Below are 26,106 nucleotides of genomic sequence, written 5' to 3' on the forward strand. Positions count from 1 at the left end.
CGGGACGGCGTACCCCGGGGCGGTGGCTGAGCCACATCGTCGACCGACGGAATGTGGCTGACGCACCGCTGGGGCGCGCGGGATTGCCGGCCGGGGGGAGCGGTGGCTGAGCCACATCGTCGACCGACGAATGTGGCTGACTCACCGCCAGGGGACGCGGCGGGTCGCCGGCCACCCGGCGGCGGTGGCTGAGCCACATGGGCGGCCGACGGAATGTGGCTGACGCACCGCTCGGCCGCGCGTGCGGTCAGAGACCGGCGAGGACCTCGGCGGCGTCGAGGCTGCGGGGCGCCGCGCCGGCGTACGTCAGGTGGCGGGTGGCCGCCACGATCGCCTCGTTGGCGGGGGTCGGTACGTCGTGCAGCCGGCCGAGCAGCACGATCTCGCCGGCCAGGTAGTCGATCTCGGAGTCGCCGGTGCCGCGGGCCAGGCTCTGCCAGGTCGACCCGCCACGTCGCTCGAGGTCGGGGCGGCGGCGCAGGATGTCGCCACGGCGCGCGGCGTCCTCGTCGGCGGTGACGACGGTGACGCCGGCCGCGGCCAGGACCCGCTCGCCCTCGGCGATCGCCACCTCGGCCAGCTCGTCGGCGGCCCGGCCCGGTGCGTACGACGCGTCGACGCCGTTGACGAGGTTCATCAGGAGCTTGCGTCGCTTCCAGGCCATGATGTCGGCGCGTTCCTCCGAGGCGATGCCCGCGGCGTGGAGGTCGGCGGCGACGGCAGCGGTGGTGGCGTCCGTGCCGTGCGGGATCCGGCCGAGGTCGAGGATCGCCGGCGTGGGGTGGCAGCCGGCCTCCACCACTCCGGGCTCGAGGTGGGCGGCCGGCAGCATCACGCACACGGCGTACGTCCGGGCGAACAGGCGGAGGGTGGCGACCTCGGTCGCGATGCCGTTGGTCGCGCACACGACCGCCACGTCCGGCGGCGCGTGCTCACGCAGGTCGGCGAGCGCGGCCGCCGCCTGGTGCGACTTGACCGCCAGCAGCACCACGGTGTCGTCGGTCCAGGCGACCTCCGCCGCGGTGTCGGTGGCCGGCGCGTCGATGCGGTGCCGGCCGTCGCCGGCGTCGAGCACCAGGCCACCGGCACGGATGGCGGCGAGGTGCTCGCCGCGGGCGACGAGCGTGACCCCACGGCCCGCGAGGTGGAGGTGCCCGCCGATGACCCCACCGACGGCACCGGCTCCGTAGACGACGTACCTCATGTCCTCGACCCTACGAGGGCGGTGCAGCCTGCCAGGTGCCGGGCGACCGGTTCAGCGGCGGACGCGGAACCGCAGGTGCAGCACCCGGTCGCCCTGGATGACGACGTGTGGGTCCTCGAGCAGGTGTGGGACGTCGAGCGAGCCGAAGAACCGCTTGCCCGTGCCGAGCACGACGGGGGCGACGTCCATCGCCACCTCGTCGACCAGGCCGAGGGCGAGTGCCTGCCCACCGACGTCGCCCGCTGCTACCGACACTGTCTGCTCGCCCGCGAGCTCCCGCGCCGTGCGGAGGGCGGCGGTCACGTCGTCGACGAAGTGGTACGACGCCTCGGGGTGCCAGCCGTCAGGCCGCGGGCGGTGCGACACCACGACGACGTGGTCGCCGGTCGGTGGCCGGCCCTCCCACCCGTGGGTGAGGTCGAACAGCCGTCGGCCGATCACCATGCACCCGACGGCGTCCCACTCGCGCCTCACGTAGTCGTACGACGTCCGGGACACCCGCAGCCCTCCGGGCGCCGGGTCGGCCATGTCCTGCGCGGTCAGGGGCTGGTCGCCGTTGAAGTACCAGTCGAACAGGGGGCCGGGATCGTCGTGCAGGTCGGCGACGAAGCCGTCCACCGAGGCGACGGCGTGCAGCACCACCGTGCTCACGACGTGCCTGCCGCCGGTGGCCGCCAGGCCGGATCGCGGCCGATGAAACCCATCAGCCGGTCGACGACCGGCGCGTCGGCCGGGACCGGCACCGGGTCGCCGTACTGCCCGCTGCTGCGCAGCACGTCTTCCATCGCGCTCATCCCCTCCAGCAGCCGACCGGCGAAGTCGGGGTCGAGCCGGGCATCCTGTCCGCCGGCGCGGGCGAGGTCCCAGGAGTGCATGAAGACGTCGGCGGTGTAGAACCGGTCGACCGCGTCCGCGAGTGGCAGCGTGCCGACGTGGGGGTGCGTGAACGACTCGGCTCCCCGCTCGGCGATCAGATCCTGCACGGCAGCGGCGTGGTGGTGCCAGGCGCCCGCGGGGTCCGCGGCCGTGGCGGGTCCCGCGGGGAGCTCGATGCCGCCGGCGGCCAGGAAGCCGGGGAACCAGGTCACGAGATGGTCGACGACGTCGCGGGCCGTCCAGCCGTCCACGGGGGTCGGCGCGGACCAGTCGGTGGTCTGCTCGACCAGGCGGGTGAACTCGCCGGCCACGGCGTCGTGGCGCACGGCCGCGGATGCGTCGAGGCCCATCAGCGCGAGCCCTCGGCGAGCAGCCGGTCGAGCTTGGCGTAGCCCTCGTGGATGCCGGTCTCCATGCCGCTGGCGAGCATCTGGTCGCGGCCCTCGAAGGAGTCGCACAGGGAGAAGGCGTGCAGCCGGGTACGTCCGTCGCCCAGGTCCTCGAAGGTCAGGGTCTCCAGCGCGATCGCCTCCGGCATGCCCTCCCACGTGAAGGTCTGGACGATCTTGGCGTCGCCGACGAAGGGGAAGGTGCCGCGGAAGGCGTACTCCTCCTCGCCGCGCGTGGAGACGTAGCGGTAGGCACCGTTGGTGCGGCAGGTCCACTCGTCGATGCGCGTGGTGAGCGAGTCGGGGCCGACCCACCGGGCGAACAGCTCGGGGTCGGTGTGCGCGCGCATCAGCTGCTCGGGGGTGGCGTGGAAGTCGCGCCAGATGTGCACGGCCGGGACGTGCTCGTCGGCCAGGATCGCCGCCTCCGGGAAGCGGGTCGCGGTGCCGGGGGGCTGGGTGGTGGTCATGATGCGGTTCCCTCCTGCGGGTCGTGGTGGTCGCGGTGCGCGGGGTCCTCGTCCTGCATGCTCGCGAGCACGGCGTCGAGGCGCGAGAAGCGCTCCTCGGCCCGACGGCGGTAGCGCTCGATCCACTTGGTCATCAGGTCGAACACCTCCGCCTCGAGATGCACCGGACGCCGCTGCGCCTCGCGGCTCCTCGTCACCAGCCCGGCCTCCTCGAGCACCTTGAGGTGCTTGGAGACGGCCTGGAGGCTCACGTCGTACGGGGCGGCCAGGTCGTTGACCGTGTGGTCGCCCTCGGTGAGGCGAGCGACCATGTCGCGCCGGGTCGGATCTGCGAGGGCGGCGAAGACGCGGGAGAGCTGGTCGGACATCGGCACCTTTCGTCAACTGATCGGTTGACTACAACGTAGAGGGGGAACCCAGCGTTGTCAACCTTACGGTTGACAACGGACGTCGATCGCGCCACCTAGGATCGCTGCGTGCGCCTTCGGATCGACTGTGCCTATGACGGCACCGACTTCTCCGGGTGGGCCGCCCAGCCGGGTCGGCGTACGGTCCAGGGCACGCTGCAGGAGGCGCTTGCGACCGCGCTGCGCGTGCCCGAGGTGCGGGTCACGGTGGCGGGACGCACGGACGCCGGCGTGCACGCGCGCGGGCAGGTCGCTCACGTCGACGTCGAGCGCTCACTCGTCGAGGCGGCGGCGGGCAGGTCGACCGACCCGCCGCCGGACGCGCTGGCCCGGCGGGTCGACGGGATCCTGCCCCCCGACCTGCGCGTGCGCCGGGTCACCGAGGCGCCGGCGGGCTTCGACGCGCGGTTCTCCGCCATCTGGCGCCGCTACGCCTACCGCATCGCCGACGCCCAGGAGCTGGCCGACCCCCTCGTGCGCGGCCACGTCCTGTCCTGGGGCCGACGGCTCGACCTCGACGCGATGAACGAGGCGTCGTCGTCGCTGGTCGGGCTGCGCGACTTCGCCGCCTTCTGCAAGCAGCGCGAGGGCGCCACGACCGTGCGCACGCTGCTCGAGCTCGGCTGGCGTCGCGACGGAGCCGGGCTGGTGGTCGGCTCGGTGCGCGCGGACGCGTTCTGCCACAACATGGTCCGCGCCCTGGTGGGCAGCCTGATCGCGGTGGGCGAGGGCCGGCAGCCGACCACCTGGCCCGCCGAGGTGATGGCGGGACGACGACGCGACGCCGGCGTGCGCGTCGTACATGCCCACGGCCTCACGCTGGAGGAGGTCGGCTACCCCGAGGACGACGAGCTGGCAACGCAGGCCGCGCGGGCCCGCGCACGACGAGAGGCGATCGATGCCTGAGCACTACTTCTCCGCCGACCCCACGGTGCCCTTCGAGCGGGAGAGCTTCACCGCCGAGCTGTGGGGCAGCACGCTGACCTTCGAGACCGGCTCCGGCGTCTTCAGCCGGGGCCACCTCGACCATGCCACCGCGGTGCTCCTGCGCGAGCTGGAGCCGCCGGTGCAGGGACAGTTCCTCGACCTCGGCTGCGGATACGGCGTCATCGGGCTTGCGATCGCGCGTGCCGTGCCGCTGGCCAACGTCACCGGCGTCGACGTCAACGAGCGGGCGGTGCTGCTCGCCAACGAGAACGCCCGCGCCGCCGGTCTCGAGTCGCGGTTCGTGGCCTGCACGCCCGAGCAGGTGCCGGGCAACCAGGTGTTCGACGAGATCTGGTCCAACCCGCCCATCCGCATCGGCAAGGACGCCCTGCACGAGCTGCTGCTCACGTGGCTCCCGCGGCTCGCGCCCGGCGGCCGCATGGTGATGGTGGTCGGGAAGAACCTGGGCGCCGACTCGCTCCAGCGCTGGCTGACCGAGCAGGGCTGGCCCACCGAGCGCCTCGCCAGCAGCAAGGGCTTCCGGGTGCTGGAGACGCGGCGAGGCTGAGCGCTAGGGCCGGGCGTCGAGGAACATCTTGAGGCGCAGGTGGGTCCGACCGGGGTCCTGCGGCAGCGCACCGTTGACGGCGCGGCAGATCCAGCCGAGCCGCATCGCCACGGCTGCGGCCTCGCGCAGCTCGTCCGGGTCGCGGCCGTACGCCTCCTCGTAGGGACGCAGGTACGCCGCGAGGTGCGGCCCGAGGTCCTCCGAGCCCTCCTCGTCCTCGACGCCCCAGGCGACGACGCCCTCCAGCGTCACCGCGAGCGTGAGGAACGGGTGGGAGACGCACGCGTCGCCCCAGTCGAGCACCTGGTGCACGCCGGAGCCGAGGAACACCTGGCCGTCGTGCAGGTCGTCGTGCTGGACGGTCTCGCGGATGCCGTGGCCGGCCAGCTGCTCGCACAGGTCCGCGATGGCATCCGCCGGCGGCAGGCGGGGGTCGGTGTCGTCGAGTCCCGCGAGCAGCTGGGCGTACGCCCCGGGCAGCGTGTGCAGGCGCCGATCGGGCAGTCCCAGGGCCAGCAGGGCGTCGACGTCGCCCTCGCACGCGATCTGCACGCGGGCGTACGCCGCGAGCACGTCGTGCCAGCGCGCGAGGCTGCGCTCCTCGGCGATCACGTCGCTCAGCCGGCGGCCGGCGTCGGCCAGGAGCATCCAGCCGGTGTCGGCGTCGCGGGCGAGCGGGGCGGGCACCCGGCCGGCCGACCGGGAGGCGACCAGCTCCAGCACGGCGGCCTCGTGTGCCATGGTCGCGTCGTTGGCCTTGAACCACAGCGGGCCGGCGTCGGTCGGCACCCGCATGACGGTGGACCAGTCCGTGACATGCGACTGCTCGACGTCGCCACTGCGGGTCAACCCGAGGGCGGCGAGCCGCTCGTCGATCCACGCGTGGGCGGCCGTGACGAACGACGGCTCGCGCCACCTCTGCTGCGCCGAGCAGTGCGCCGGATGCTGCATGCCGCGCATTGCACCTCGTCCGCGCAGATCGGGGCAACGGGATTATCGGGCGCGGTGCGTCGCGACCAGGACGCCGATCTTGTCGATGCGGTGCTCGGGGTTGTCGAACTCGTCGGACCAGTAGTTGCCCGCGGCGTGGTCCTCGGGCGTCGCGCAGGTCGACAGGGTGATCATCGGTCGGGTCGCGGCCTCGCCCGGTCGCCCCGGGACCGGGGCCCGCTGGGCGCGCAGGGAGGCGGGCTGCCGGAAGGACGTCCAGCGCGTGCGTCGCACCTCGTAGACGAACACGGTGCCGCCGGTCCGCACCCGGATGCGGTCGCCGCGTCGCAGCGAGGGGGAGTGTCGCAGGGGAGCGGTGCCGGTCAGGCGGTGCCCGGTGACGATGAAGTTGCCCACCTCGCCCGGACCAGTGCCGCCGCGCGGGCCACGCGGCGAGGCCATCTCGCCCGCGTTCTGCAGGGCGGTGCCCGGGGCGTCGTCGGGCGAGCCGGCGTAGCGCACCACAGGGAAGTCCCGCAGCCCGATCGCCGGGATCGTGACGAAGGAGCGGCGCGGCTCGGGGAGCACCGGCTCGGGAGCCGACCTCGGGGTGAGCTCCGCGGTCGGCTCACGGGTGGTCGCGGGCGCGGGCGTGCCGCTCGCGTCGGACGGGTTGGTGGCCGTGGCGCTCCGGGCCGGCGGGGCGGTCGTACGACGCTCGGCGGTGCACCCCGTCGCCACCACGAGGAGCGCAGCGAGGAGAGCCGCGGCGCGGCGCGCCGCGGGGGCGCGGACGGGGCGGGCTGCCACCCCGTCCACGGTAGCGAGCCGGTGGGTGGGCGCCGGCTCCTCAGGACAGGCGCACGGGCAGCGCCTCGACGCCGTGGACGATGGCGAGCTCGGTGAAGCGCAGCTCGGCGGGGTCGCACGCCAGCGACAGGTCGGGGAAGCGTCGTGCGAGCGCCACGAGCGCGCTGCGCAGCTCCATGCGGGCCAGCTCGGCGCCCACGCACCGGTGCAGCCCGTGGCCGAAGGCGAGCGTCCCGGCCGCCTCGGTCGTCGGGTCGAATCGCGCGGGATCGACATGACGGGCGGGGTCGCGGCCCGCGGCGGTGAGGGACACCACGACGACGTCGCCCTCGCGCACCCGCGTGTCGCCGACCATCACCTCGCGGCGCGCGATGCGGGGGAACGCCACCTGCACGGGGCAGACGAAGCGGAGCAGCTCCTCGACGACCCGGTCGACCTCCTGCCGTTCGCCTCGGCGCAGCGCCTGCCACGCTTCGGGGTGCTGCAGCAGGACCCAGGTGCCGAGGCTGAGCATGCTCGCGCTGGTCTCGTAGCCGCCGAGGAAGACGCCGTCGGCGAGGCCGCCGAGCTCGACGTCGTCGAAGTCGGCGCCGTGGTCGGCGACCATCCGGGCGACGATGCCGTCGGGCAGGTACGGCGCGCGCCGCTCGGCGGCGACCAGGTCGATGAGGAACTGCCGGGTCCCGGCCGCGGTGTCGAAGATGCTCGTGCCGGCGTCGCGCAGGTCGAAGCGCGCGGCGCCGTGCTGCCGGAACGCGGTGCGGTCCACCTCGGGCATCCCGAGCAGGTCGCAGATGACGCCGAACGGCACGGCGAACCCGAAACGCTCGACCAGGTCGACGACCGGACCGTGCGCGGCCATGTCGTCGAGCGCGTCGGAGACGACACGGTCGATGTCGTCCTGCAGCTCGGCGAGCCGGCGGCGGGTGAAGTACGGCGTGAGCACCTGCCGGAGCCGGCCGTGGTCCGGCTGGTCGGTCATGCCCAGGCCGCCGATGCGCTCGGCCGGGGCCCGGTCCTGACGGCCGATCAGCTCGCGCACGTCGTTGGCGAACGCGTCGGAGTCGGCGAGTACGGACCGGGCGACGTCGTACCCGGTCACCAGCCAGACGCGGGTGCCGAGCAACCGGGCCAGCTGGACGACGTCGCCGCGGCTGCGGCTCGCCTCGAGGCGGGGCACCGGGTCGACCCCGTTGCGTTGCAGGGGGTAGCGGATGCTGGACGGGACGCGTCGGGCCGACGACACGGCAACGCGGAGGGCCGTACGTCGCAGGGAGACTGCCATGGGTCCAGTCAACCGCCCCTAGGGGTGCAAGCACCATCAGGTAAGACCCCGGCATGTCCCCGGGGGGCCATTCGGGCGCGGACCGGGCAGGATGGGCACATGGCCTACGAAGCAGCCTCTGACAGGTACGACGCCGGCATGCACTACAGGTTCACCGGCAGGAGCGGGCTCAAGCTCCCGGCCCTGTCGCTGGGGCTGTGGCAGAACTTCGGCACCGACCGTCCCGAGGAGACCCAGCGAGCGATCCTGCGGCGCGCCTTCGACCGGGGCGTGACCCACTTCGACCTCGCCAACAACTACGGCCCGCCCTACGGCCGGGCCGAGGAGAACTTCGGGCGCTACCTGCGTGACGACTTCAAGACGTACCGCGACGAGCTGGTGATCTCGACCAAGGCCGGTTGGGACATGTGGCCCGGCCCGTACGGCCAGGGCGGGGGCTCGCGCAAGTACGTCCTGGCCTCGCTCGACCAGTCGCTGCAGCGGATGGGGCTGGACTACGTCGACATCTTCTACAGCCACCGCTTCGACCCCGAGACGCCGGTCGAGGAGACGATGATGGCTCTCGACACGGCGGTGCGCTCGGGGCGGGCCCTCTACATCGGCATCTCCTCCTACTCGGCGGCCAAGACCCACGAGGCGGCCACGATCGCCCGCGAGCTCGGCACCCCGCTGCTCATCCACCAGCCGTCCTACTCGATGCTCAACCGCTGGATCGAGGCGCCGCAGGAGGGCGGGCAGAGCTTGCTCGACGAGCTCGAGGAGCAGGGGATGGGCTGCATCGTCTTCACCGCCCTGGCCCAGGGCCTGCTCACCGACCGCTACCTCGACGGCGTCCCTTCGGACTCCCGCGCCGCCCGCGACGACTCGACGATGACCGGGCTCGACGACGACGTCCTCGAGCGGGTGCGTGCCCTCAACGCCGTCGCCGAGCGACGCGGGCAGAAGCTCGCCCAGCTGGCCCTGCAGTGGGTGCTGCGCGACCAGCGGGTCACGAGCGCCGTCATCGGCGCCTCGAGCGTCGAGCAGCTCGACACCAACCTGGACGCCCTCTCCGCGCCGCCGCTGACCGACGAGGAGATCGCCGAGATCGACCGGTACGCCGTCGAGTCGGGCATCAACCTCTGGGCGAAGCAGACCGAGCAGTGACCCCGGCCCCGGTCCGCGTCGTCGTCGTGGGCGCCGACGCGGCCGGGATGTCGGCCGCCCATCAGGCGTTGCGCACGGCGAGGCGCACCGGTCGCGAGCTCGCCGTGACCGTCCTGGAGCGCGGGCACCACACCTCCTACAGCGCCTGCGGCATCCCCTACTGGATGGCCGGCGAGGTCGGCAGCGCCGACGACCTGGTCGCCCGGACGGCCGAGCAGCACCGCGAGGCCGGGATCGACCTCCGGCTCGGGGTCGAGGTGGTGGACGCCGACCTGTCGGCCCGGACGGTCACCACATCCGGCGGCGAGCAGGTCGCGTACGACGAGCTGGTCGTCGCCACCGGCGCGCCGGCCGTCATGCCCGACTGGGCGCTGCGACCCGACGGCACGGCGTACGACGGCGTGGGCACCGTCAAGACCCTCGACGACGGCGCCGCGTGGCTCGACCGCCTCGCCGGGGCCGGCGACGGCGCGCACGTCGTCGTGGTGGGTGCCGGCTACGTCGGCGTCGAGGTCGCCGAGGCCGCCCTGCGGCGCGGCTGCGGCGTCACCGTGCTGACGCGGGGGCGCGGCATGTCGATGCTCGAGGACGAGATGTCGGAGCGGGTCAACCTCGCCCTGTGCGACGCGGGCGTCGAGCTCGTGCTGGGCGCCGAGGTGACCGGCCTGGCCCTCGACGGGGACCGCGTGACCGGGGTGCGGTGGGACGGTGGCAGCCGGGACGCCGACCTGGTGGTGGTGGCGATCGGGGTGCGGCCCGCGACCGAGTTCCTCCGCGGCGCGCACGCTGCGGGCACGGGCCTCCGGCTGACGGAGGGTGGGGCGCTGCGGCCCGACCCGCACGGGCGGGTGGCCGACCACGTGTGGGCGGCCGGCGACTGCTGCGAGGTCCGCCGGCGCATCGACGACAGGTGGGTGTTCCGGCCGCTCGGCACCCACGCCGCCAAGCACGGTCGCGCCCTGGGCGACTCGCTGGCCGGCGGCTCGCTGACCTTCGACGGGATGGTCGACACCTCCATCACCCGCTTCTCCGTCGGCGAGGTCCACCTCGAGATCGCGCGCACCGGGCTCTCCCGTGCCGATGCCGAGGAGGCGGGGTACGACGCCGTCGCCCTGCTGACGGAGGGGACCACCGCCAGCGGCTACATGCCCGAGGCGGAGCCGATCGCGCTGTGGGTGATGGCCGACCGGACGACGCGGCGCCTGCTCGGCGTCCAGGTCGTCGGGGGGCACGGAGCGGGCAAGCGGGTCGACGCGGCGGCGGCCGTGCTGTGGCACGGGGGGACGGTCGACGACCTGGCCTGGATGGACCTCGCGTACGCGCCGCCGTTCGCGACGACGTGGGAGGTCCTGCAGGTGGCGGCTCGGCGGGTCGCCGAGCGGCTCTGAGCGCGGCGGAAATCGGTTGCCTGCCCCGCCAGGATGGCGGCATGGAGCTGGAGATCGTCACCCTCGCCGAGCGCCCCGAGCTCATGGAGACCTTCTGGGACCTCGAGACGTCGTGGCCGGAGTTCATGAAGCACGACCCGATCGGCAACGCCTACTACAACGTGCTGAGCGAGTTCTCCGAGTTCGTGCTCGTGTGCCTCGACGACAGCGGCCGGCAGGTGGCCAAGGCGCACTCTGTGCCCTTCCAGCTGCCCGCCGGCGAGCTGCCGGACGGAGGCTGGGACGCTGCGATCCGCAGCGGGCTGCTCGCCCTGCTCTGGGGCGAGGAGCCGAACGCCGTCAGCGCCGTCGAGATCGCCGTCGAGCCCGCCCTCCAGGGCACCGGCCTGTCGCAGCGCATCCTGGCCGCGCTGCGCGACAACGCCGGGCGCCTCGGGTTCACCGAGCTCCTCGCCCCGGTGCGGCCCAACGGCAAGGCAGACGTGCACGAGCCGATGGCGTCGTACGCCTCGCGCACCCGGGACGACGGCCTGCCGGTCGACCCGTGGCTGCGCGTGCACGTGCGCGCCGGCGGCCGCGTCGACCGGGTCGCGTCGCGCTCGATGGTCATCCCCGGCACCCTGTCGGAGTGGCGGCAGTGGACCGGCCTGCCGTTCGACACCACCGGTCCCGTCGTCGTGCCCGGGGCGCTGGCCCCCGTGTGGTGCGACGCCGAGCACGGCACGGCGACCTACGTCGAGCCGAACGTGTGGGTGCGCCACGCCACGGGAGTGTGACCGGCGCGCCGCTCAGAGGTACTGGGCGGTCGCCTTGCGCAGCTCGTTGACGCACAGCGCCAGGAACGCCAGCGCGCACAGCGCCATCAGCACGTTGGAGTGCAGCTTGTTGCGCCACTCGCGCGGCGTGCGGTCGGTGTTGAGCAGCCACAGGAGCGTGACGGCGAGGAACGGCATGAAGAACGCGCCCAGCACCCCGTAGGCCAGGATCAGCCAGACCGGCTCGCCGAGGAACATCATCGCCATCGGCGGGAAGGTCAGCCACAGGATGTAGGCCTTGTACCACTTGCCGCCGGCGCGGGCGTCCGCGTCGGTGCTGTCGCCGCCGGTCACGTGGGTCATGAAGTCGGCGAACATCAGGCTCACGCCGTTCCAGACCCCCACGAGCGACGACATCGCGGCCGACCAGAACCCGACCAGGAACACCTTGCCGGCCCACTCGCCGTAGCGGTCCTGCAGGACCACCGAGAGGTCGAGCAGGCCCCGGTCGCCGCCCTCGATGGCGATGCTGGTGGAGTAGAGCAGCTCGGCGCCGACGATGAGCGTGGCCAGCACGAAGATGCCGGTGACGACGTAGGCGATGGAGTTGTCGAGGCGCATGACGCGCATGTACGTCGGGTTGCTCCAGCCCTTCTCGCGCAACCAGTAGCCGTACGCCGCCAGCGTGATCGTGCCGCCGACACCACCGGCCAGGGCGAGCGTGTTGACCAGTCCGCCGTCCGGGATGCGCGGCGCGAGGCCGGTGAGGAGCTCGGGGAGGTTGGGCAGCGTCAGCAGGGCCGCTCCGACCATCGTCACGAACATCAGGCCGACGAACCCGGCGAGCACCTTCTCGAACAGCTCGTAGCGACCGCTCCACACCAGCGCGAGGCCGAGCAGGCCGGACAGGATGCCCCACCAGGTGACCGACAGCCCGCCGAGCAGCCCGTCCAGCGCCAGGCCGGTGCCGGCCATCGCGGCGGCGCCGTAGACGAATCCCCAGATGACGATGTAGGGCCCGAAGTACCAGGTCGTCCACCGGCCCAGCGAGCGCCAGCCCTGGAAGATCGTCCGGCCGGTCGCCAGCGAGTAGCGGCCGGCGCCCTCGACCAGCACGATCTTCATGACGCACCCGACGACCACGCACCACAGCAACGTGTAGCCGAACTTCTGCCCGGCGACCAGGGTTGCGACGAGGTCCGCGCCGCCCACGCCGGTCGCCGCCACGACGAGGCCGGGGCCGATGATGCGCCACCGGGGGACGGTGCTCTGCTCTGCGGGGGTGGAGGAAGCCATGCGCTTCACCCTAGAACCGGTCTGGACCGGTTGTCGCGGGTGGTGGGTCCCCTGGGGTGGGGACGGTGGGTGGTACGGCGCGCGACGTGGTTGCTCATGCCTGTGGCGACGGAGGGGGTTGGTCCGGGTGGAGCCGCGGCTTCCCAGCTGAACGGGGTGGTGTCGGTCGAGCCCGGGTTCGGCGGCTGACGTGGGAGTGCGGGGGCTGTCGCGGGTGACGACGTGCCGCTGACCCCGCCGTCATCGGCTCGGCGGGGTGCGGGGCGGGGTCATCGTCGGCGCGGGCGTGGGATGCCGGGCGGATCCGAGGCGTCGATCGGGGTGGTGCCGGTGCGGTCGCGCCGGTAGCGGTGTCCGTGGGGGCTGGTCCACTCGAAGATGCCGTTCGACGTCATCTCGTAGTGCCAGGCGGAGTGGGTCTTCAGCCGGTGGTGGGTGCGGCAGAGGGCGGCGAGGTTGGACGTGGTGGTCGGGCCGGATTGTGGCCGACCCTCGGCGTCGGCGTCGGCGTCGGCGTCGGCGTCGGGGTCGAACGGGGTGACGTGGTCGATGTCGCAGCCACGGGCGGGTCTGCTGCACCACGGGAACACGCACGTCCGGTCGCGGAGGACGACCTGCTCGCGGATCCGGTCGGGGATGTCGTAGCCGGGGGTGGTGAGGTCGGCGTTGAGGTCGATGACGGGCTTGATGGTGACTTTGGTGCGGGTGTCGGCGCACCATCCCTTGACCTGGTCCAGCAGGACGAGCCGCTGGCCTTCCTCGAGCCGGCCGGCGGGACCGAACGCGGTGTGAGTGGTCCCGTCGGCGTCGCCGCGAGGGGTGGCGTCGAAGTGGGCGTGCAGCACGACCTCCCGCGCGACCGGGAGCCCGTCGTGTGCCCACGCCTCCGTGGCGCCTTGAGCGTGGAGGTCCAGGGCAGTCTGGGTGCGGGCCAGGTCACCGAGCGCCTTGGCCCGGCGAGCGTCCAACGGCTCGGCCGAGCCGAGCGCGGCCAGCGTCGCGGCGCCGTGCGCCAGTGCCCGGTCGAGGTCGAGGGCATCGGCGAGGTCGAGCTCCGCCTCGAGGCGCATGGTCCCGGCGTAGTGCACGTCCTGCGTGTCGATCGTGACGTGGCGCGGGTCCACGGCGAGGTAGCCGTCCTCCGGGTCAGCGGCCGGATCGGGCGCTGCGAGGTCGTACCGCTTGATGGTCTCGGCGACGAGCCGGTCCAGCTGCGCGGGACCGATGCGCCCGGCCACGGCAGCGACCTGGCTGTCGACCCAGCCCGCTGCCTCGCGGGTCAGCGCCGGTGTGGCGTGGATCGTCGCCTCGGCGACCGACCGGGCGCGCCACGCCGGCACGGCGCCTGCTTGGACCTGCGCCCACAGCCGAGGCAGCCGGTGGCGCAGCTCGAGCGCGTGACCGATGAGCCGCTTCGCCGCGGTCGTCGAGATGCCGAGCACGGCGCCGAGCTCCGCGACACAGAACTCCGCCACCAACGGCGCACCCTCACCGGCGATGGGCTCCTCGTGCTCACACCCCGGCACAGTGAACGACGCAGCTGCGTGGATCGACTCAGGAGGGTGCAGGTCGGCCCACCGGGCGGCGAGGTCGAGCTGGTCGGCGGCGGCGCGGTCCTCTGCGGCCTTCCGCTCCTTGATCGCAGCCAGCAGTGCGGAGGCGGAGAGGTCCTCGGCCTCTGCGCCTCGCGGCCCTGCCAGCGTCTCGATCATGTGTTCGATTCTACTCCGTTCCAATGACAACGTCGAGTTCTCCGGGGGCCTGGGGATGACAGTCGAGTCGCACCCGGTTGGTCGGAACGCGGAACGCTGACGCCTTGCCAGTCCGCGCGGGAGGCTCGTCCAGCGCAGCAGTGCCCACCTGGCAACCGTCGGGGCCTGGCCCCACAAATCGAGTGACGGGGCAGCGGCGGGCGGGGACAATCGTCTGTCGTGGGTCACGTGGATGTCGCTGGAGTGCGCTACGAGCTGCCGGACGGGCGGGTGCTGCTCGACGACGTCAGCTTCCGGGTCGGCGACGGTCAGAAGGTCGCCCTCGTCGGCGCCAACGGGGCCGGGAAGACGACCCTGCTGCGGATCGTGACCGGTGACCTGACGCCCCATGCCGGCGCCGTCACCCGGTCCGGCGGCCTCGGCGTGATGCGCCAGTTCGTCGGGCACGGCGGGGGTGACGAGACCGTCCACGACCTGCTGCTGTCCGTCGCGCCCGAGCGGATGCGGCAGGCGTCGGCGCGGGTCGACGAGTGCGAGCTCGCGCTGATGGAGGTCGACGACGAGAAGACCCAGCTGGCCTACGCCGAGGCGCTGGGGGAGTACGCCGACGCCGGCGGCTACGACGTCGAGGTCACCTGGGACGTGTGCACCACGGCCGCGATGGGACTGCCGTTCGACCGGGCCCGGCACCGGCTGCTGACCACCCTGTCCGGCGGCGAGCAGAAGCGCCTGGTCCTGGAGTACCTGCTGCGCGGTCCCGACCAGGTGCTGCTGCTCGACGAGCCCGACAACTACCTCGACGTGCCGGGCAAGATCTGGCTCGAGCAGCGGATCCGCGAGTCGCCCAAGACCATCCTGTTCATCAGCCACGACCGCGAGCTGCTCAACAACACCGCCACCCGCATCGTCACCGTCGAGCTCGGCAGCGCCGGCAACCGCGTGTGGACGCACCCGGGCGACTTCGCGTCGTACCACGACGCCCGCACCGACCGGTTCGCGCGCCTGGAGGAGCTGCGGCGTCGGTGGGACGAGGAGCACGCCAAGATCAAGGCCCTCGTGCTGCGGCTCAAGATCAAGTCGGAGTACAACGACGGGATGGCCTCGCAGTACCGCGCCGCGCAGACCCGCCTGCGCAAGTTCGAGGAGGCGGGCCCGCCCATCGAGCAGCCGCGCGAGCAGCAGGTGAAGATGCGCCTCAAGGGCGGCCGCACCGGCAAGCGAGCCGTGGTGTGCACCGGTCTCGAGCTCACCGGGCTGATGAAGCCCTTCGACCTCGAGGTCTGGTACGGCGAGCGCGTGGCGGTGCTGGGCTCCAACGGCTCCGGGAAGTCGCACTTCCTGCGACTCCTCGCGGCCGGCGGGTCGGACCCGGACGTGGAGCACCGGCCGGTCGGCGACCCTCCCGCGCCGGTGCCGCACACGGGCACCGCCAAGCTGGGAGCGCGCGTGCGGCCCGGCTGGTTCGTGCAGACCCACGAGCACCCGGAGCTGGTGGGCCGGACCCTCCTGGAGATCCTGCACCGCGGCGACGGCGCGCCCGGCGGTCGTGCCGGCATGGGGCGCGAGCAGGCCGCTCGCGTGCTCGACCGCTACGAGCTCGCGCACGCCGGCGAGCAGACCTTCGAGTCGCTCAGCGGCGGGCAGCAGGCGCGCTTCCAGATCCTGCTGCTCGAGCTGTCCGGCGCGACCCTCCTGCTCCTCGACGAGCCCACCGACAACCTCGACGTCCAGTCGGCCGAGGCGCTGGAGGCCGGGCTCGAGGCGTTCGAGGGCACGGTGCTCGCGGTGACCCACGACCGGTGGTTCGCGCGCGGCTTCGACCGCTTCCTGGTCTACGGATCCGACGGCGAGGTCTACGAGTCCGACGGTCCGGTGTGGGACGAGGGACGGGTGGTCCGGGCGCGATGACCACGCTCGCGAGCCGGCTCGAGGTCGTCGGGGTCGACCCGGCGAACGAGGCCGCGTTCGCCGCGTGGCACCACGTCTACGACGCCGCCGAGCGCCACGAGCTGGGCGAGGTTGCGACGCCCTGGCGGCTCGAGGAGGTGCGGGCCACCATGCAGGACACCGCCTCGCACTCCTGGACCGGAGGCTGGGCAGGCGTGCTGGACGGCGAGACCGTGGCCAGCGGCTGGATGCGCACCCCGCTGCTCGACAACCACGAGCTGGCCGAGGTCCTCGTCCACGTCCTTCCCGCCCACCGCCGCAGAGGTCTCGGCACCGCGGTCCTGCGAAGGCTGGAGGAGGTGGCGCTCGAGCGCGGGCGACGCGTCCTGAACAGCCTGGCCTCCTGGCCCTACGAGGCGGGTCCCAGCGGCGCGGGAGCCGCCGGTCCCGGGTTCGCGCGCAGCCGGGGCTACGCCCTGGCGCTGTCGGAGGTGCAGCGCGAGCTGCGGCTGCCGGTGGCCGACGAGTCGCTCGCGCGGCTGGCGACCGATGCGGCGGCCCAGCACGCGGCGTACGAGCTGCGCTCCTGGGTCGGTCCGGTGCCCGACGAGCTGCTCGCCGGGTGGGCGGAGATCACCGCGAGCCTGGAGACCGAGGCGCCCACCGGCGACCTCGCGCTCGAGCCGCAGGCCGTCAGCCTGGAGGCCGTCCGGGAGCGGGAGGCGCTGGCCGCGCGGCAGGGACGTACGAAGTACGTCACCGTCGCCCTCGATGCGACGGGCGCGATGGTCGCCTACTCCGACCTCGCCACCACCGAGCACGAGCCCGGCCGTGCCTACCAGTGGGGCACGCTCGTGCGACGCGAGCACCGCGGCCACCGCCTCGGCATGGCGGTCAAGGTCGCCAACCTGCGCCTCCTGCAGCGCGAACGGCGCGACATCGAGCGGCTCACGACCTACAACGCCGAGGTCAACGACCACATGATCGCGATCAACCGGGCGCTCGGGTTCCGGCCGGTCGCCCGGCTGGGGGACTTCCAGAAGAGGCTCGGCTGAACCGTCGCGGGATGAACGGGGCATGAACGCGACGACAACGGGGTACCTACGTCGACCTCACCCGGTCGAGACGGCGGCCGCGCCGCTTCTCGTACCCGGAGGTCGCCGTGGCCGATGTCCGATCCCTGCTGCTCGACGTCGACGGCCCCGTCCACGTCACCGACTTCGGCGGGTCGCGGCACGCTCCGGTCGTGCTCTGCGTCCACGGCCTGGGCGGGTCCTCGTCGGTGTGGCGGACCTTCGCGGACGCGGTCGGGCCGTCCCTGCGGGTGCTGGCCATCGACCTGCCCGGGCACGGTCGGTCCCCGGCGCAGGGACGCACGATGTCCGTGGCCGAGTCAGCGCGGGTGCTGGAAGGGGTGATCGACGAGCTGCAGGTCGGTCCGGTGGTCCTCGTCGGCCACTCGATGGGGGCGGCCGTCTCGATGCTCACCGCCGCCTCGGCCCCGTCGTCGGTGAGCCGGCTGCTCCTCCTGGCCCCGCCGGCGCCGCGTGACGGGGCGCGGCTCATGAGCCCGGCACTGATCCCGCACGTCGCCGTGTGCCTGTGGCCACGCGTGGGCCTGCTCGCCCTGCAGCGGCGGCTGTCGCGCCAGAGCCTGGAGGACTACGTCTGGGACAGGTTCCGACTGACGTGTGCCTCCGTGACCGGCCTCTCGGAGGTCGTCGAGGCCGTCACCGCTGAGATGCAGGCGGCCTACGACGGGGGCGAGGACCCCCTCGCCGGCTTCATCCGGGCCGCCCGGTCCGTAGGGATGCTCGTCGCCGGCGGCCGCGGCTACCGTGACGTCATCTCCCGGGTGGACCAGCCCGTCCGGATCGTCCACGGCGCCCTGGACCGGGTGCTCGACCCCGGCGGACTCGAGCAGCTCACGGCGCTGCGTCCGCACTGGCGCACCCACCTCCTGCCGCAGGTCGGGCACTCGCCGCACCTGGAGGAGCCGAGCGTCGTCGCGAGCCTGCTCCGGGACTCCGGCACGGCCGACGAGCCGGCATCCGAGCCGGCGTCGCAGCCTATGGGCTCCGTCGGCGCGCCGCTGGCGGCGCCCTCCGCCTAAGCACCGCAACGAGCCTGCAAGCGAGCTGCAAGCCCGTACCGCCACCCTCGTCCGGGCGACCACCGTCGCCGACGACGGACGAGGGGGACGAACGGATGGACGTGAGCAGCGGCGCGGTCGAGGTCGACGTGCTGGGGACGCTGCAGGTCAGGGTGGACGGCCGAGCGGTGGACCTGGGTCCCCGCCGCCACCGGGAGGTGCTGGCGACCCTGGTCGCCGACGTCGGGCGGCCGGTCTCGGTCGACGCGTTGCTGGCCCGGGTATGGGGGGAGTCCGCCGCGTCCACCAGCACCTTGCACGCCATCATCTCCCGCCTCCGCGGCCGCCTCGGTGACGGCGTCATCGCCACCGACGCCGCCGGCTACCGGCTCGCTCTCGAGCCGGGGGCGGTCGACGCCGTGCGGTTCGCCGACCTCGTCGCCCGGGCCCGGGCGACCGACGACGCGGCGAGCGCGCGCCAGCACCTCACGGCAGCGCTGGCGCTGTGGCGCGGCCCGGCGTACGACGACGTCCGCACGCTCGCCGCCGAGGCCGAGGCCGCACGTCTGGACGCCACCCGCACGGCCGCCCAGGAGCTCGCCGCCGAGCTCGACCTCGAGCTGGGCCGGCACGCCGACGTGGTGGAGCAGCTGCCCGCCCTGGTCGAGCAGCACCCGCTGCGTGAGTCGCTGCGCGCCAGCCTGATGCTCGCGCTGTACCGCACCGGTCGTCAGGTGGAGGCGCTGGAGCTCTACGAACAGGCGCGCGACGCCCTGGCCGACGAGCTCGGACTCGACCCCGGGCCGTCGCTGCAGCGGCTGCACGAGCGGATCCTGCGCCAGGACCCCGATCTGCAGGCGCCGCTGCCGGCGCAGGTGCCCGCTCCGGCGGCGGCCGACGGGGCAGGTGCCCGCCCGAGCGCCTCCCCGGACCACGCCGCGATGGTCGGCAGGGCCGAGCAGCTTGCCGAGCTGCGCGCCGGGCTCCACGTCCCCGCGCCGGGCCCGGCGTCGGTCACGACCGTGACGGGCGAGGCGGGCATCGGCAAGACCCGCCTTCTCGAGGAGGCCGTGCGGACGGTGGGCGCCGAGGCGCTCGTCGTCTGGGGGCGGTGCTGGGACCACGACGGCGCGCCCGCGTACTGGCCCTGGGAGCAGGCGCTCACCGCGCTGGCAGACGCGCTGCCTCCCGAGGAGGTCGCAGCCGCCCTCGCGGGCCGCGCCGCGGCCGCGGCGCTGCTGCTGCCCGGGCACGCCGACTCGCGTCTCGTGGCGGACGGCCCCGAGGTCGCGCGCGCCCGCCTCTACGACGGCGTGGTGGCCTTCCTCACCGCCGCGAGCGCGCACCGCAGCGTCGTGGTCGTCCTGGAGGACATGCACTGGGCCGACGAGGAGTCGGTCGAGCTGACCGAGCACGTCGCCGCGGCGACGCGCGCCGCGCGGCTGGCCCTGGTCGTGTCGGTGCGCGACCCCTCCGACGCGCTGGCCGCCGACGACGTGGTCGCCGTCCTGGCCCGGGCGCCGCGGCTGCGCCGGATCGCGCTGAGCGGGCTGGACGTGGCCGAGGTCGGCGAGCTCGTGGCCCAACGGATCGGCGCGCCGGTCGAGGAGAACGTCGCCGCCGCGCTCCGCGAGCGCACGGAGGGCAATCCCTTCTACCTCGACGAGCTGGCCCGGCTCTTCGACGAGGAGCGGCGCGCGTCCGGCCGGGCCGACGTACCGGTGCCCACCGGGGTCCGCGCCGTCATCGAGCGTCGGCTCCGCCGGCTGCCGGCCGACGACCGCGAGGTGCTGGACAGCGCGTCCGTCATCGGGCGCACGTTCGCGGTCGGGCTGCTGGCCGAGCTCCTGCGCCGGCCGCGCTTCGACGTGGCCGAGTCGTTGGACCGTGCGGTGCGCGCCGGTCTGCTGACCCCGGACCTCACCGGCGGCGAGCAGCGGTTCAGCCACGCCCTCGTCCAGGAGACCATCGCGGCGAGCCTGGGCCCCCAGCGGCGCGCGGCGCTGCACGCCCGGGTCGCGGCCGTGCTGGAGACGTACGGCGGCGAGGACGAGGCCCGCACCGCCGCGCTGGCACACCACTACGCCGAGGCCGGTGCGACGGGTGATCCCGTCCGCGCCGTGGCCTGGTTGCTGCGCGCCGCCCAGCACGCCGAGCAGCGCCTGGCCCTGCGTGACGCGGAGCGTACGACCCGGCTGGCCCTCGACACGGTCCCGATGGCACCACCGGAGGCGCGGCCCGCGCTGGAGCTGGACGTGCTCGTCCGGCTGGGCTCGCTGGTCACGCTGAGGCTGGGCTACAACGCCGCGGAGGTCAGCGAGCTGCGGCGCCGGGCGCTGGTGCTGGCGGAGGAGATCGGCGCCGCCGAGCACCTGCTCTCCGCGCTGTGGGGGACCTGGGGCGTCGCGGTCGTGTCCGGTGACTACGCCACCGCGCTGACCGCCTGCGACCGGCTCGCGCGGGCCGCCGATGCGACGGGCGACCCGCTGCTGGCGATCGCCGCGAGCACGGCGCTCGGGCAGACGCGGTGGTACGAGGGGCGGCTCGCCGAGGCGCGGGCGGCCCTCGAGGACGCCGTACGGCGCGCGGACGCGCAGGGCGACGCCGTCCCGCTGGACCTGTTCCTGCAGCACCCGGGCGTCCAGGCACGCGGTGTGCTCGCGGTGGTCCTGGCCCTGAGCGGCGACGAGGCCGGCTCGGACCGGGTTGCGCTCGAGTCGCTGGCGCTCGCCGAGCAGCTGGCCCATCCCTACACGCGCACGTTCGCCGAGATCCTCGAGGGCCTGCGGCTGCTGTGGCTCGAGCGACCCGTCGGCGCGGCGGACCGCGCGGCCCGCGGTCTCGACCTCGCCCGGGAGCACGGCTTCGAGCAGCTCGAGGGCTTCGCCCTGATCCCGGCCGGCGCCTCCGCCGCCCGGCTGGGCGACCCCGCGGCGGGCGAGGCGATGCTGCGCCGGGCCATCGACGCGTCGCTGCCCACGGGACAGATGTTCGCGCACCTGATGGTGGGGCTGCTCGCCGAGAGTCGGCTGCTCGCCGGTCACGCCGACGACGCCCTCGAGGTCGTGGAGCACGCCCTGACCCTGTCGGACCAGACCGGGGAGCGGTTCCACCTCGTCCACCTGCACCTGCTGCGATCACGCATCCAGGCGCAGCGCGGGCACGACACCGCGGCCGACCTCGCCGCGGCTCGGGCTGCGGCGCGCGAGCAGGGTGTCCCCCTCGACGTCCTCGGCTGACGAGTGCGCAAGCCTCGCGCAATCGAGGGGCAAGACGCGGCCGGAAGGCTGGAGTCGGCCCGGCGACCGCCGGGCGCGAGAGGAGAACCATGACCATCGCTGGCCCCGAGCCCGCCGCAGCGCCGCCCACCCTGGAGGAGCTGTTCACCCCGAAGACCGTCCCCGCTCCGCTGCTCCTGCTCGTCGTCGGCCCGCACGGCTCGGGCCCGGACGAGGTCGCGGCCGCCGGCCTCGAGCTGTTCCGGCGAGGGCACGTGCCGCTGACGGATGAGGCCATCGCCTCGACGACGCCCGAGGAGCAGACGACGGGGGAGGGGGCCGACGCCGACCCCGCTCAGCCCCAGGTCGTCCATCCGTACGCCCGTCGGCTGCTGGAGCGCTGCGACGGTGTCGTGCGCACCGGCGGACACTCCGCGGTCGCCGACGAGCTGGTCGCCGTCGCCCGCAGTCGCGGGACCCGCGTGTGGACGGCGGTCGAGAGCGTGCCGCACGTCGCCCCCGCTCCGCTGGTCTGACCGGCTCGGCGCTGCAGCCGCCACATCATCACCCCCGTCACGCACGAGGCCCCCTCCCGATCGGGAGGGGGCCTCGTGCCGTTGGAGTGGTCGGCGGATCAGCTGGCGATCCCCAGACCCTCGATCCGCACCTGCTTGCCGGCGCGGGCGACGACGACGCGGATCCTGCCGGTGTACGGCGCCGGGAGGGTGGCGACCGGGAGCACGCGGCGGGTGCCGGACCTCCGCGCGGACAGGCGCACCGTGCCGAGCAGCTTCGTGCCGGCGTACACCTTGACCGTGCCGTGGCGGCGTCCCGTGGTCGCGACCAGGGCGACCGCACGTGCACCGCGCACCCGCGTGGACAGCACCGCACCGCGGCGGCGCGACGTGGCGTACGAGCCGGCGTACGCGGTGGCGGCACGCCTCTCCTTCCACCCCTTGCCGTGCTTCAGTGCACGGCTGGCGATCGGGACGGTCCAGGATCGCGTGGCCGGGGTCGCGTCGCGGTTGCCCGCGGCGTCGATCGCGGCCACTGAGAAGCGGTGCGTGCCGGCAGCGAGTCCGGTGAGCTCCGTCGCCGTGCCCGAGCAGGCGAGCGGGGCGCCGTCGAGGGTGCACACGTACGCGGTCGCGCCCTCAGTGGCCGACCACCCGAGGGCGGTGCGATCGGAGGTCACGAACGTCGCCTCCGCGGGTCCGGTCGTGAGTGCGGTGTCCGGAGCGACGGTGTCCTGCGGCGCCGGCTGCGGAGCCGGTGCGCTGGGCGTCGTCGGGCCGGGACCGATGGGGCCCGGGTCGGTGGGGCTGCCGGGGTCCGGGTCGGTCGGATCCGGGTCGGTGGGGTCCGGGTCGGTGGGGTCCGGGTCGGTGGGATCCGGGTCCGTCGGCGCCTCGTCGACCGTCCAGGTGTGGGAGGCCGGAGTGGGGTCCACGTTGCCCGCCGCGTCCTTGGCGCGGATCTCGATCGTGTACGTCCCGTCGGCGAGGTCGCGCAGCTCCACCGGGCTGGTGCAGGTCGACCATGCGCCGACGGCTCCGTCTCTGGTGATGCGGCACTCCTGCGCGGTGGCGCCGGACAGGCTGGTCGCGAAGCGCGCCTGCTTCCCGAGCACGCGCCTCTCGACGAGCGTGGTCTCGGGAGCGACGGTGTCGACCACCCAGGCGTGGATGGCCGGGACCGGGTCCGCCGTCGTGCCGTGGGCCCACACCAGGACGGTGTGCCGGCCGTCGGCCAGCCCCGCGAAGCTGTGAGCCGCGCGTGGGCCGGAGCCGCAGTACGTGAGGTCCCCGTCGTCCAGGGAGCACTGGAACGTGCGGCCACCCCGCGTGCTGAAGGTGAAGGGGGCCGTCGTGCTGTTGGTGAGCGCCGGAGGGCCGTGCTCGATGACGGTGTCCACGAGCTCGATGCTGCGGGAGATGACCTCGCTCGGGTTCTGCGAGAGGTCGACCACCTGGACGTCGACCTGATGGGCGCCGTCGGTGGCGAAGGTGGGGAGGAACGGCGACTTGCAGCCCATCCAGTCGCCTCCGTCGATCCGGCAGTAGGCGTTGACCCGTTCGTTGGCGCTGAACTCGATCCGCGCCGTACGGTCCGTACGCTCCGCCGGCTCTGCTGCCAGGAGGGTGAGCGTGGGCGGGGTGTCGTCGTAGAAGGTGATCGAGGGCGTCCGCTCGTCGCTGCTGAAGGCGCCGGAGCCCACGCCGCACTCGGTCACGCCCAGGTGGACGCGGGTCTTGTCGCAGCCGCGCCACCCGCTCGGGGAGATCTTCCAGCCGTACGACGGGTAGGGCCGCAGCCACAGCCAGGCCTCGAACGGCGCCTCGCTCCTCATCCGCGCGCAGGTCTTGGTCGCGGTGGGGTTGGCGGCGTTCTCGCTCGCGTTGCACTCGCCGAAGACGTTGTCCGCCACCGTTCCCTCCACGACGCGAACGAAGCCCGCGCCGGTGATCGAGATGGTCACGCCGACCTGGCCGGCGTGGGCGGGGGCGGTCACGACGCTGGTCACGCCGACCAGGGTCAGGGTGGCGGCCGCGAGCGTCATGGCCCGCAGCGCCAGGGTTCTCAGGTACATCTGTCCCTCTCCTCGTGTGGCCCGGCTCGAGCCGGGAGCACGAGCCTGGAGGAGCGGCCTTGGCACCGCCTTGCGCTCGACTTGCCCGGGACACGACAGCGCCGCCGACCCCGTGGGGAGGTCGGCGGCGCGCGCCCCGGGGGATACGGGGCGGTCTGGTGGTCGGGGCGTCAGCGGATGACGACGACGACCGGCTTGGAGGTCGAGGGCGCGACCGTGGCCGAGCCCGGGTAGTGCACGACGAGCCGGTGCCGCCCGCGTGGCAGGCGCGGGAGCCGGACGGTGGCGCGCCCGCGCTTCAGCTGCGCGCGGACCAGCGTCTTGTCGCCCTTGAGGACGCGGACCGTGCCGGTGGGCACGGCGGTGCTTCTGACGCGCACCCGCAGGCTGCGCCCGGTCGCGGACGCCTTGGTGCGCGACGCCGCGCGGCCGGCCGTGCCGTTGTCCCCGTGACCGCCGTTGTCGTTGCCGCCGTTGTTGTTGCCGCCGTTGTTGTTGCCGCCGTTGTTGTTGCCGCCGTTGTTGTTGCCGTTGTTGCCGGTCGTGGGCGGAGCGGGCGGTGCCGGCGGGGGCTGGGTGCCGTTCGTCGCGAACAGGCCGACGTACGGCGTGACGTAGCGCTTGTTGCTGCCGTAGCCGCCGATCGTGTAGGCGACCTGGACGTGGTCGCCGGCCTCGGCCACCGGGCACGGCCCATAGCCCTCGCGGCGGTTCTGGCACTCCGGCTGCAGCGACGCAGGACCCTTGAGCTCCCGGGTGGCCCGGACGGGGAGGTGGATCTCCAGCACCTGGCCCTGGCGGATGTACCAGGGCTCCCCGCCGACGTGCTCCACGGTGGCTCCACCATTGGCGCCGTAGTTGTAGTCGAGGCCGTCGGTGCGCCACTCCTGCGGCTGCCCCGCGTAGCCGAGCGACCACTCGACGGGGTGCGCGGCGTCCTCGTGGAACACCACGCCCTCCGGCAGCAGCACCTCGGGCAGGAAGGAGGCCCCGCGCTGGGTGCACGGCAGCGAGACGAGTCCGACGTAGGTGCGCATCCAGAACACCTCGCCGACGACCGGGACGCGGCCGGTGGGGGACAGCCAGCCCACCTGGGCGTCGAGGCCGGTGCCCGGCGTGCCGGTGATGCAGTCGGTGATGGTGTCGTGGTCGGAGCGGCCGTCGTTCCAGGCGCCGGTGACGGCGTCGGCGGGGGCGCCGGACGCCGGCGTCGCGGCGAGCAGCCCGCTGCCGAGGAGCGCAAGGCCGGCCAGGGCCGCGCGGATTCGGGTGGTCATGATGATGGTCCTCTGAGTCGTGTCGGGGTTCGGGTGGCGGGCTGTCGGGCTCAGGCGGGGGCGAAGGACAGGTCGAAGGCGCCGTCGCGGGTCTCGACCTGGAACCACACGTCCCCTGCCGTCCCGGTGAGGACCTCGCCCATGCCGTTGTCCTCGCGGGTCACCTCCCACTGCTCGGCGAGGGCGGACTCGTAGGCGTCGAGGACCTCGGCCGGGCTGCTGGCGGTGGCGTAGCCGGCGATGCTGAGGGTGTCGTCCATCGTCGAGCTCGTGCGGCACAGCGTCGCGTCGACGGGGGGCTCGGGCCACTCGGCGGGGATGCCGGAGACGTCGGCGATGTCAGCGGGGACCACCTCGGCCGGGAAGGCCTCGCGACACTCCTCCGGCACGCCGCCGGAGTCGGCGAGCTCGTCGAGCCCGTCGAGCGCCTCGTCGGTGCTCTCCGAGCTGGAGGCTGCAGCGGACTCCGAGCCCGAGGACTCGTCGCTGCCGCAGGCGGACACGGAGACCGCCGTGGCGAGGAGGAGGCCGGTGAGGGGAAGGAGCCGGCGGTGGAGGGGACGGACGGTCATGTCGACCTGCTCTCATACGTGGCCGGGAGCCGACGGTCGGCGCCCGGGGCGAGGCACGTCGGCGTCGCCGGGGACGACGATGTCGCAGCGTGCTTGTCGTGGGCTTGTCGGCGACGGCGAGCGGCTTGCGCGCGAGGCGCAAGGCGGCGGCAAGCCGCTCAGCCGCACTGCGGGTCGACGGAGCGGCGCACCGCGACCTCCACCCGGATGGCCTGCCTCAGGAGCAGCGCCCGGCGACGCGACTGCTGCGGGGTCCGGGGATACCGGACGGGCACGACGACGGTGTGGGGACTGGAGAGCGACATGG

General features: G+C 73.8%; 24 protein-coding genes. 10 read left to right on the top strand and 14 right to left on the bottom strand.

The window, feature by feature from the left end; genetic code table 11:
• Nucleotides 1-247: 247 nt before the first annotated feature.
• Genes J3P41_RS10350 through J3P41_RS10370 form a run of 5 tightly spaced genes read right to left on the bottom strand, consistent with a single transcriptional unit; the run spans nt 248 to nt 3,307 of the window.
• Nucleotides 248-1,204, bottom strand: a complete 957-nt coding sequence (locus tag J3P41_RS10350) for a ketopantoate reductase family protein (RefSeq protein ID WP_210650213.1) — start codon at nt 1,202-1,204, stop codon at nt 248-250.
• A gap of 51 nt (nt 1,205-1,255) precedes the next feature.
• Nucleotides 1,256-1,855, bottom strand: a complete 600-nt coding sequence (locus J3P41_RS10355) for a dihydrofolate reductase family protein (RefSeq protein WP_210650214.1) — start codon at nt 1,853-1,855, stop codon at nt 1,256-1,258.
• On the bottom strand, nt 1,852-2,430 hold the full coding sequence (locus tag J3P41_RS10360) for a TIGR03086 family metal-binding protein (protein WP_210650215.1): 579 nt from the start codon (nt 2,428-2,430) through the stop codon (nt 1,852-1,854). Before J3P41_RS10360 ends, J3P41_RS10355 begins: the two co-directional genes overlap by 4 nt.
• Entirely contained in the window at nt 2,430-2,939 is a 510-nt protein-coding gene (locus J3P41_RS10365; protein WP_210650216.1) for an SRPBCC domain-containing protein, read from the bottom strand. Before J3P41_RS10365 ends, J3P41_RS10360 begins: the two co-directional genes overlap by 1 nt.
• Nucleotides 2,936-3,307, bottom strand: coding sequence for a helix-turn-helix transcriptional regulator (locus tag J3P41_RS10370; protein ID WP_210650217.1), 372 nt, complete (start codon nt 3,305-3,307; stop codon nt 2,936-2,938). Before J3P41_RS10370 ends, J3P41_RS10365 begins: the two co-directional genes overlap by 4 nt.
• A gap of 108 nt (nt 3,308-3,415) precedes the next feature.
• Between J3P41_RS10370 and truA the strand changes: the two genes are divergently transcribed.
• Entirely contained in the window at nt 3,416-4,252 is an 837-nt protein-coding gene (gene truA, locus J3P41_RS10375; RefSeq protein ID WP_210650218.1) for a tRNA pseudouridine(38-40) synthase TruA, read from the top strand.
• Nucleotides 4,245-4,841, top strand: coding sequence for a class I SAM-dependent methyltransferase (locus J3P41_RS10380; protein ID WP_210650219.1), 597 nt, complete (start codon nt 4,245-4,247; stop codon nt 4,839-4,841). Before truA ends, J3P41_RS10380 begins: the two co-directional genes overlap by 8 nt.
• A 3-nt stretch (nt 4,842-4,844) precedes the next feature.
• Here J3P41_RS10380 and J3P41_RS10385 read toward each other — a convergent pair whose 3' ends face one another.
• From J3P41_RS10385 to J3P41_RS10395, 3 genes are read right to left on the bottom strand one after another with little or no spacing between them, the layout of a single operon-like run.
• On the bottom strand, nt 4,845-5,792 hold the full coding sequence (locus J3P41_RS10385; RefSeq protein ID WP_210650220.1) for a phosphotransferase family protein: 948 nt from the start codon (nt 5,790-5,792) through the stop codon (nt 4,845-4,847).
• Nucleotides 5,793-5,834: 42 nt separating this feature from the next.
• On the bottom strand, nt 5,835-6,581 hold the full coding sequence (locus J3P41_RS19290; RefSeq protein WP_307861931.1) for a sortase domain-bontaining protein: 747 nt from the start codon (nt 6,579-6,581) through the stop codon (nt 5,835-5,837).
• A 40-nt stretch (nt 6,582-6,621) separates the two neighbouring features.
• Nucleotides 6,622-7,866: a cytochrome P450 gene (locus J3P41_RS10395; protein WP_246861929.1), complete on the bottom strand. Its 1,245-nt coding sequence runs from the start codon at nt 7,864-7,866 to the stop codon at nt 6,622-6,624.
• Nucleotides 7,867-7,965: 99 nt separating this feature from the next.
• Here J3P41_RS10395 and mgrA point away from each other — a divergent pair, with 99 nt between their 5' ends.
• From mgrA to J3P41_RS10410, 3 genes are read left to right on the top strand one after another with little or no spacing between them, the layout of a single operon-like run.
• Entirely contained in the window at nt 7,966-9,012 is a 1,047-nt protein-coding gene (mgrA, locus tag J3P41_RS10400; RefSeq protein WP_210650222.1) for an L-glyceraldehyde 3-phosphate reductase, read from the top strand.
• Nucleotides 9,009-10,400, top strand: coding sequence for an FAD-dependent oxidoreductase (locus tag J3P41_RS10405; protein WP_307861932.1), 1,392 nt, complete (start codon nt 9,009-9,011; stop codon nt 10,398-10,400). Before mgrA ends, J3P41_RS10405 begins: the two co-directional genes overlap by 4 nt.
• 41 nt (nt 10,401-10,441) lie before the next feature.
• Nucleotides 10,442-11,176: an N-acetyltransferase gene (locus J3P41_RS10410; RefSeq protein ID WP_210650223.1), complete on the top strand. Its 735-nt coding sequence runs from the start codon at nt 10,442-10,444 to the stop codon at nt 11,174-11,176.
• A gap of 12 nt (nt 11,177-11,188) precedes the next feature.
• Here J3P41_RS10410 and J3P41_RS10415 read toward each other — a convergent pair whose 3' ends face one another.
• Both J3P41_RS10415 and J3P41_RS10420 read right to left on the bottom strand, forming a co-directional pair.
• Nucleotides 11,189-12,451, bottom strand: coding sequence for an Nramp family divalent metal transporter (locus J3P41_RS10415; RefSeq protein WP_210650224.1), 1,263 nt, complete (start codon nt 12,449-12,451; stop codon nt 11,189-11,191).
• A 269-nt stretch (nt 12,452-12,720) separates the two neighbouring features.
• Nucleotides 12,721-14,163, bottom strand: a complete 1,443-nt coding sequence (locus tag J3P41_RS10420; RefSeq protein ID WP_210650225.1) for an HNH endonuclease signature motif containing protein — start codon at nt 14,161-14,163, stop codon at nt 12,721-12,723.
• A gap of 219 nt (nt 14,164-14,382) precedes the next feature.
• Here J3P41_RS10420 and J3P41_RS10425 point away from each other — a divergent pair, with 219 nt between their 5' ends.
• The 5 genes from J3P41_RS10425 to J3P41_RS10445 all read left to right on the top strand — a co-directional run bounded on the left by J3P41_RS10425 (nt 14,383) and on the right by J3P41_RS10445 (nt 21,896).
• Nucleotides 14,383-16,071, top strand: coding sequence for an ABC-F family ATP-binding cassette domain-containing protein (locus J3P41_RS10425; RefSeq protein ID WP_210650226.1), 1,689 nt, complete (start codon nt 14,383-14,385; stop codon nt 16,069-16,071).
• Nucleotides 16,068-17,105, top strand: a complete 1,038-nt coding sequence (locus J3P41_RS10430; protein ID WP_210650227.1) for a GNAT family N-acetyltransferase — start codon at nt 16,068-16,070, stop codon at nt 17,103-17,105. Before J3P41_RS10425 ends, J3P41_RS10430 begins: the two co-directional genes overlap by 4 nt.
• 107 nt (nt 17,106-17,212) lie before the next feature.
• Nucleotides 17,213-18,163, top strand: coding sequence for an alpha/beta fold hydrolase (locus tag J3P41_RS10435; RefSeq protein WP_210650228.1), 951 nt, complete (start codon nt 17,213-17,215; stop codon nt 18,161-18,163).
• Between the two features lie 95 nt (nt 18,164-18,258).
• Nucleotides 18,259-21,381: a BTAD domain-containing putative transcriptional regulator gene (locus J3P41_RS10440; RefSeq protein WP_210650229.1), complete on the top strand. Its 3,123-nt coding sequence runs from the start codon at nt 18,259-18,261 to the stop codon at nt 21,379-21,381.
• Between the two features lie 89 nt (nt 21,382-21,470).
• Nucleotides 21,471-21,896: a hypothetical protein gene (locus J3P41_RS10445; protein ID WP_210650230.1), complete on the top strand. Its 426-nt coding sequence runs from the start codon at nt 21,471-21,473 to the stop codon at nt 21,894-21,896.
• A 98-nt stretch (nt 21,897-21,994) separates the two neighbouring features.
• On the opposite strand, the gene J3P41_RS10450 is transcribed toward J3P41_RS10445, so the two are convergent.
• The 4 genes from J3P41_RS10450 to J3P41_RS10465 all read right to left on the bottom strand — a co-directional run bounded on the left by J3P41_RS10450 (nt 21,995) and on the right by J3P41_RS10465 (nt 26,104).
• A complete protein-coding gene (locus J3P41_RS10450) occupies nt 21,995-23,950 on the bottom strand; it encodes a hypothetical protein (protein WP_210650231.1) in 1,956 nt (651 codons plus the stop codon).
• A 170-nt stretch (nt 23,951-24,120) separates the two neighbouring features.
• Nucleotides 24,121-25,227, bottom strand: a complete 1,107-nt coding sequence (locus tag J3P41_RS10455) for an Ig-like domain-containing protein (RefSeq protein WP_210650232.1) — start codon at nt 25,225-25,227, stop codon at nt 24,121-24,123.
• A gap of 50 nt (nt 25,228-25,277) precedes the next feature.
• Entirely contained in the window at nt 25,278-25,799 is a 522-nt protein-coding gene (locus J3P41_RS10460) for a hypothetical protein (RefSeq protein WP_210650233.1), read from the bottom strand.
• A gap of 158 nt (nt 25,800-25,957) precedes the next feature.
• A complete protein-coding gene (locus J3P41_RS10465; protein WP_210650234.1) occupies nt 25,958-26,104 on the bottom strand; it encodes a hypothetical protein in 147 nt (48 codons plus the stop codon).
• Between the last annotated feature and the right edge of the window lie 2 nt (nt 26,105-26,106).

It is taken from the genome of Nocardioides sp. SYSU D00065, assembly GCF_017916425.1.
Taxonomy (GTDB): Bacteria; Actinomycetota; Actinomycetes; order Propionibacteriales; family Nocardioidaceae; genus Nocardioides.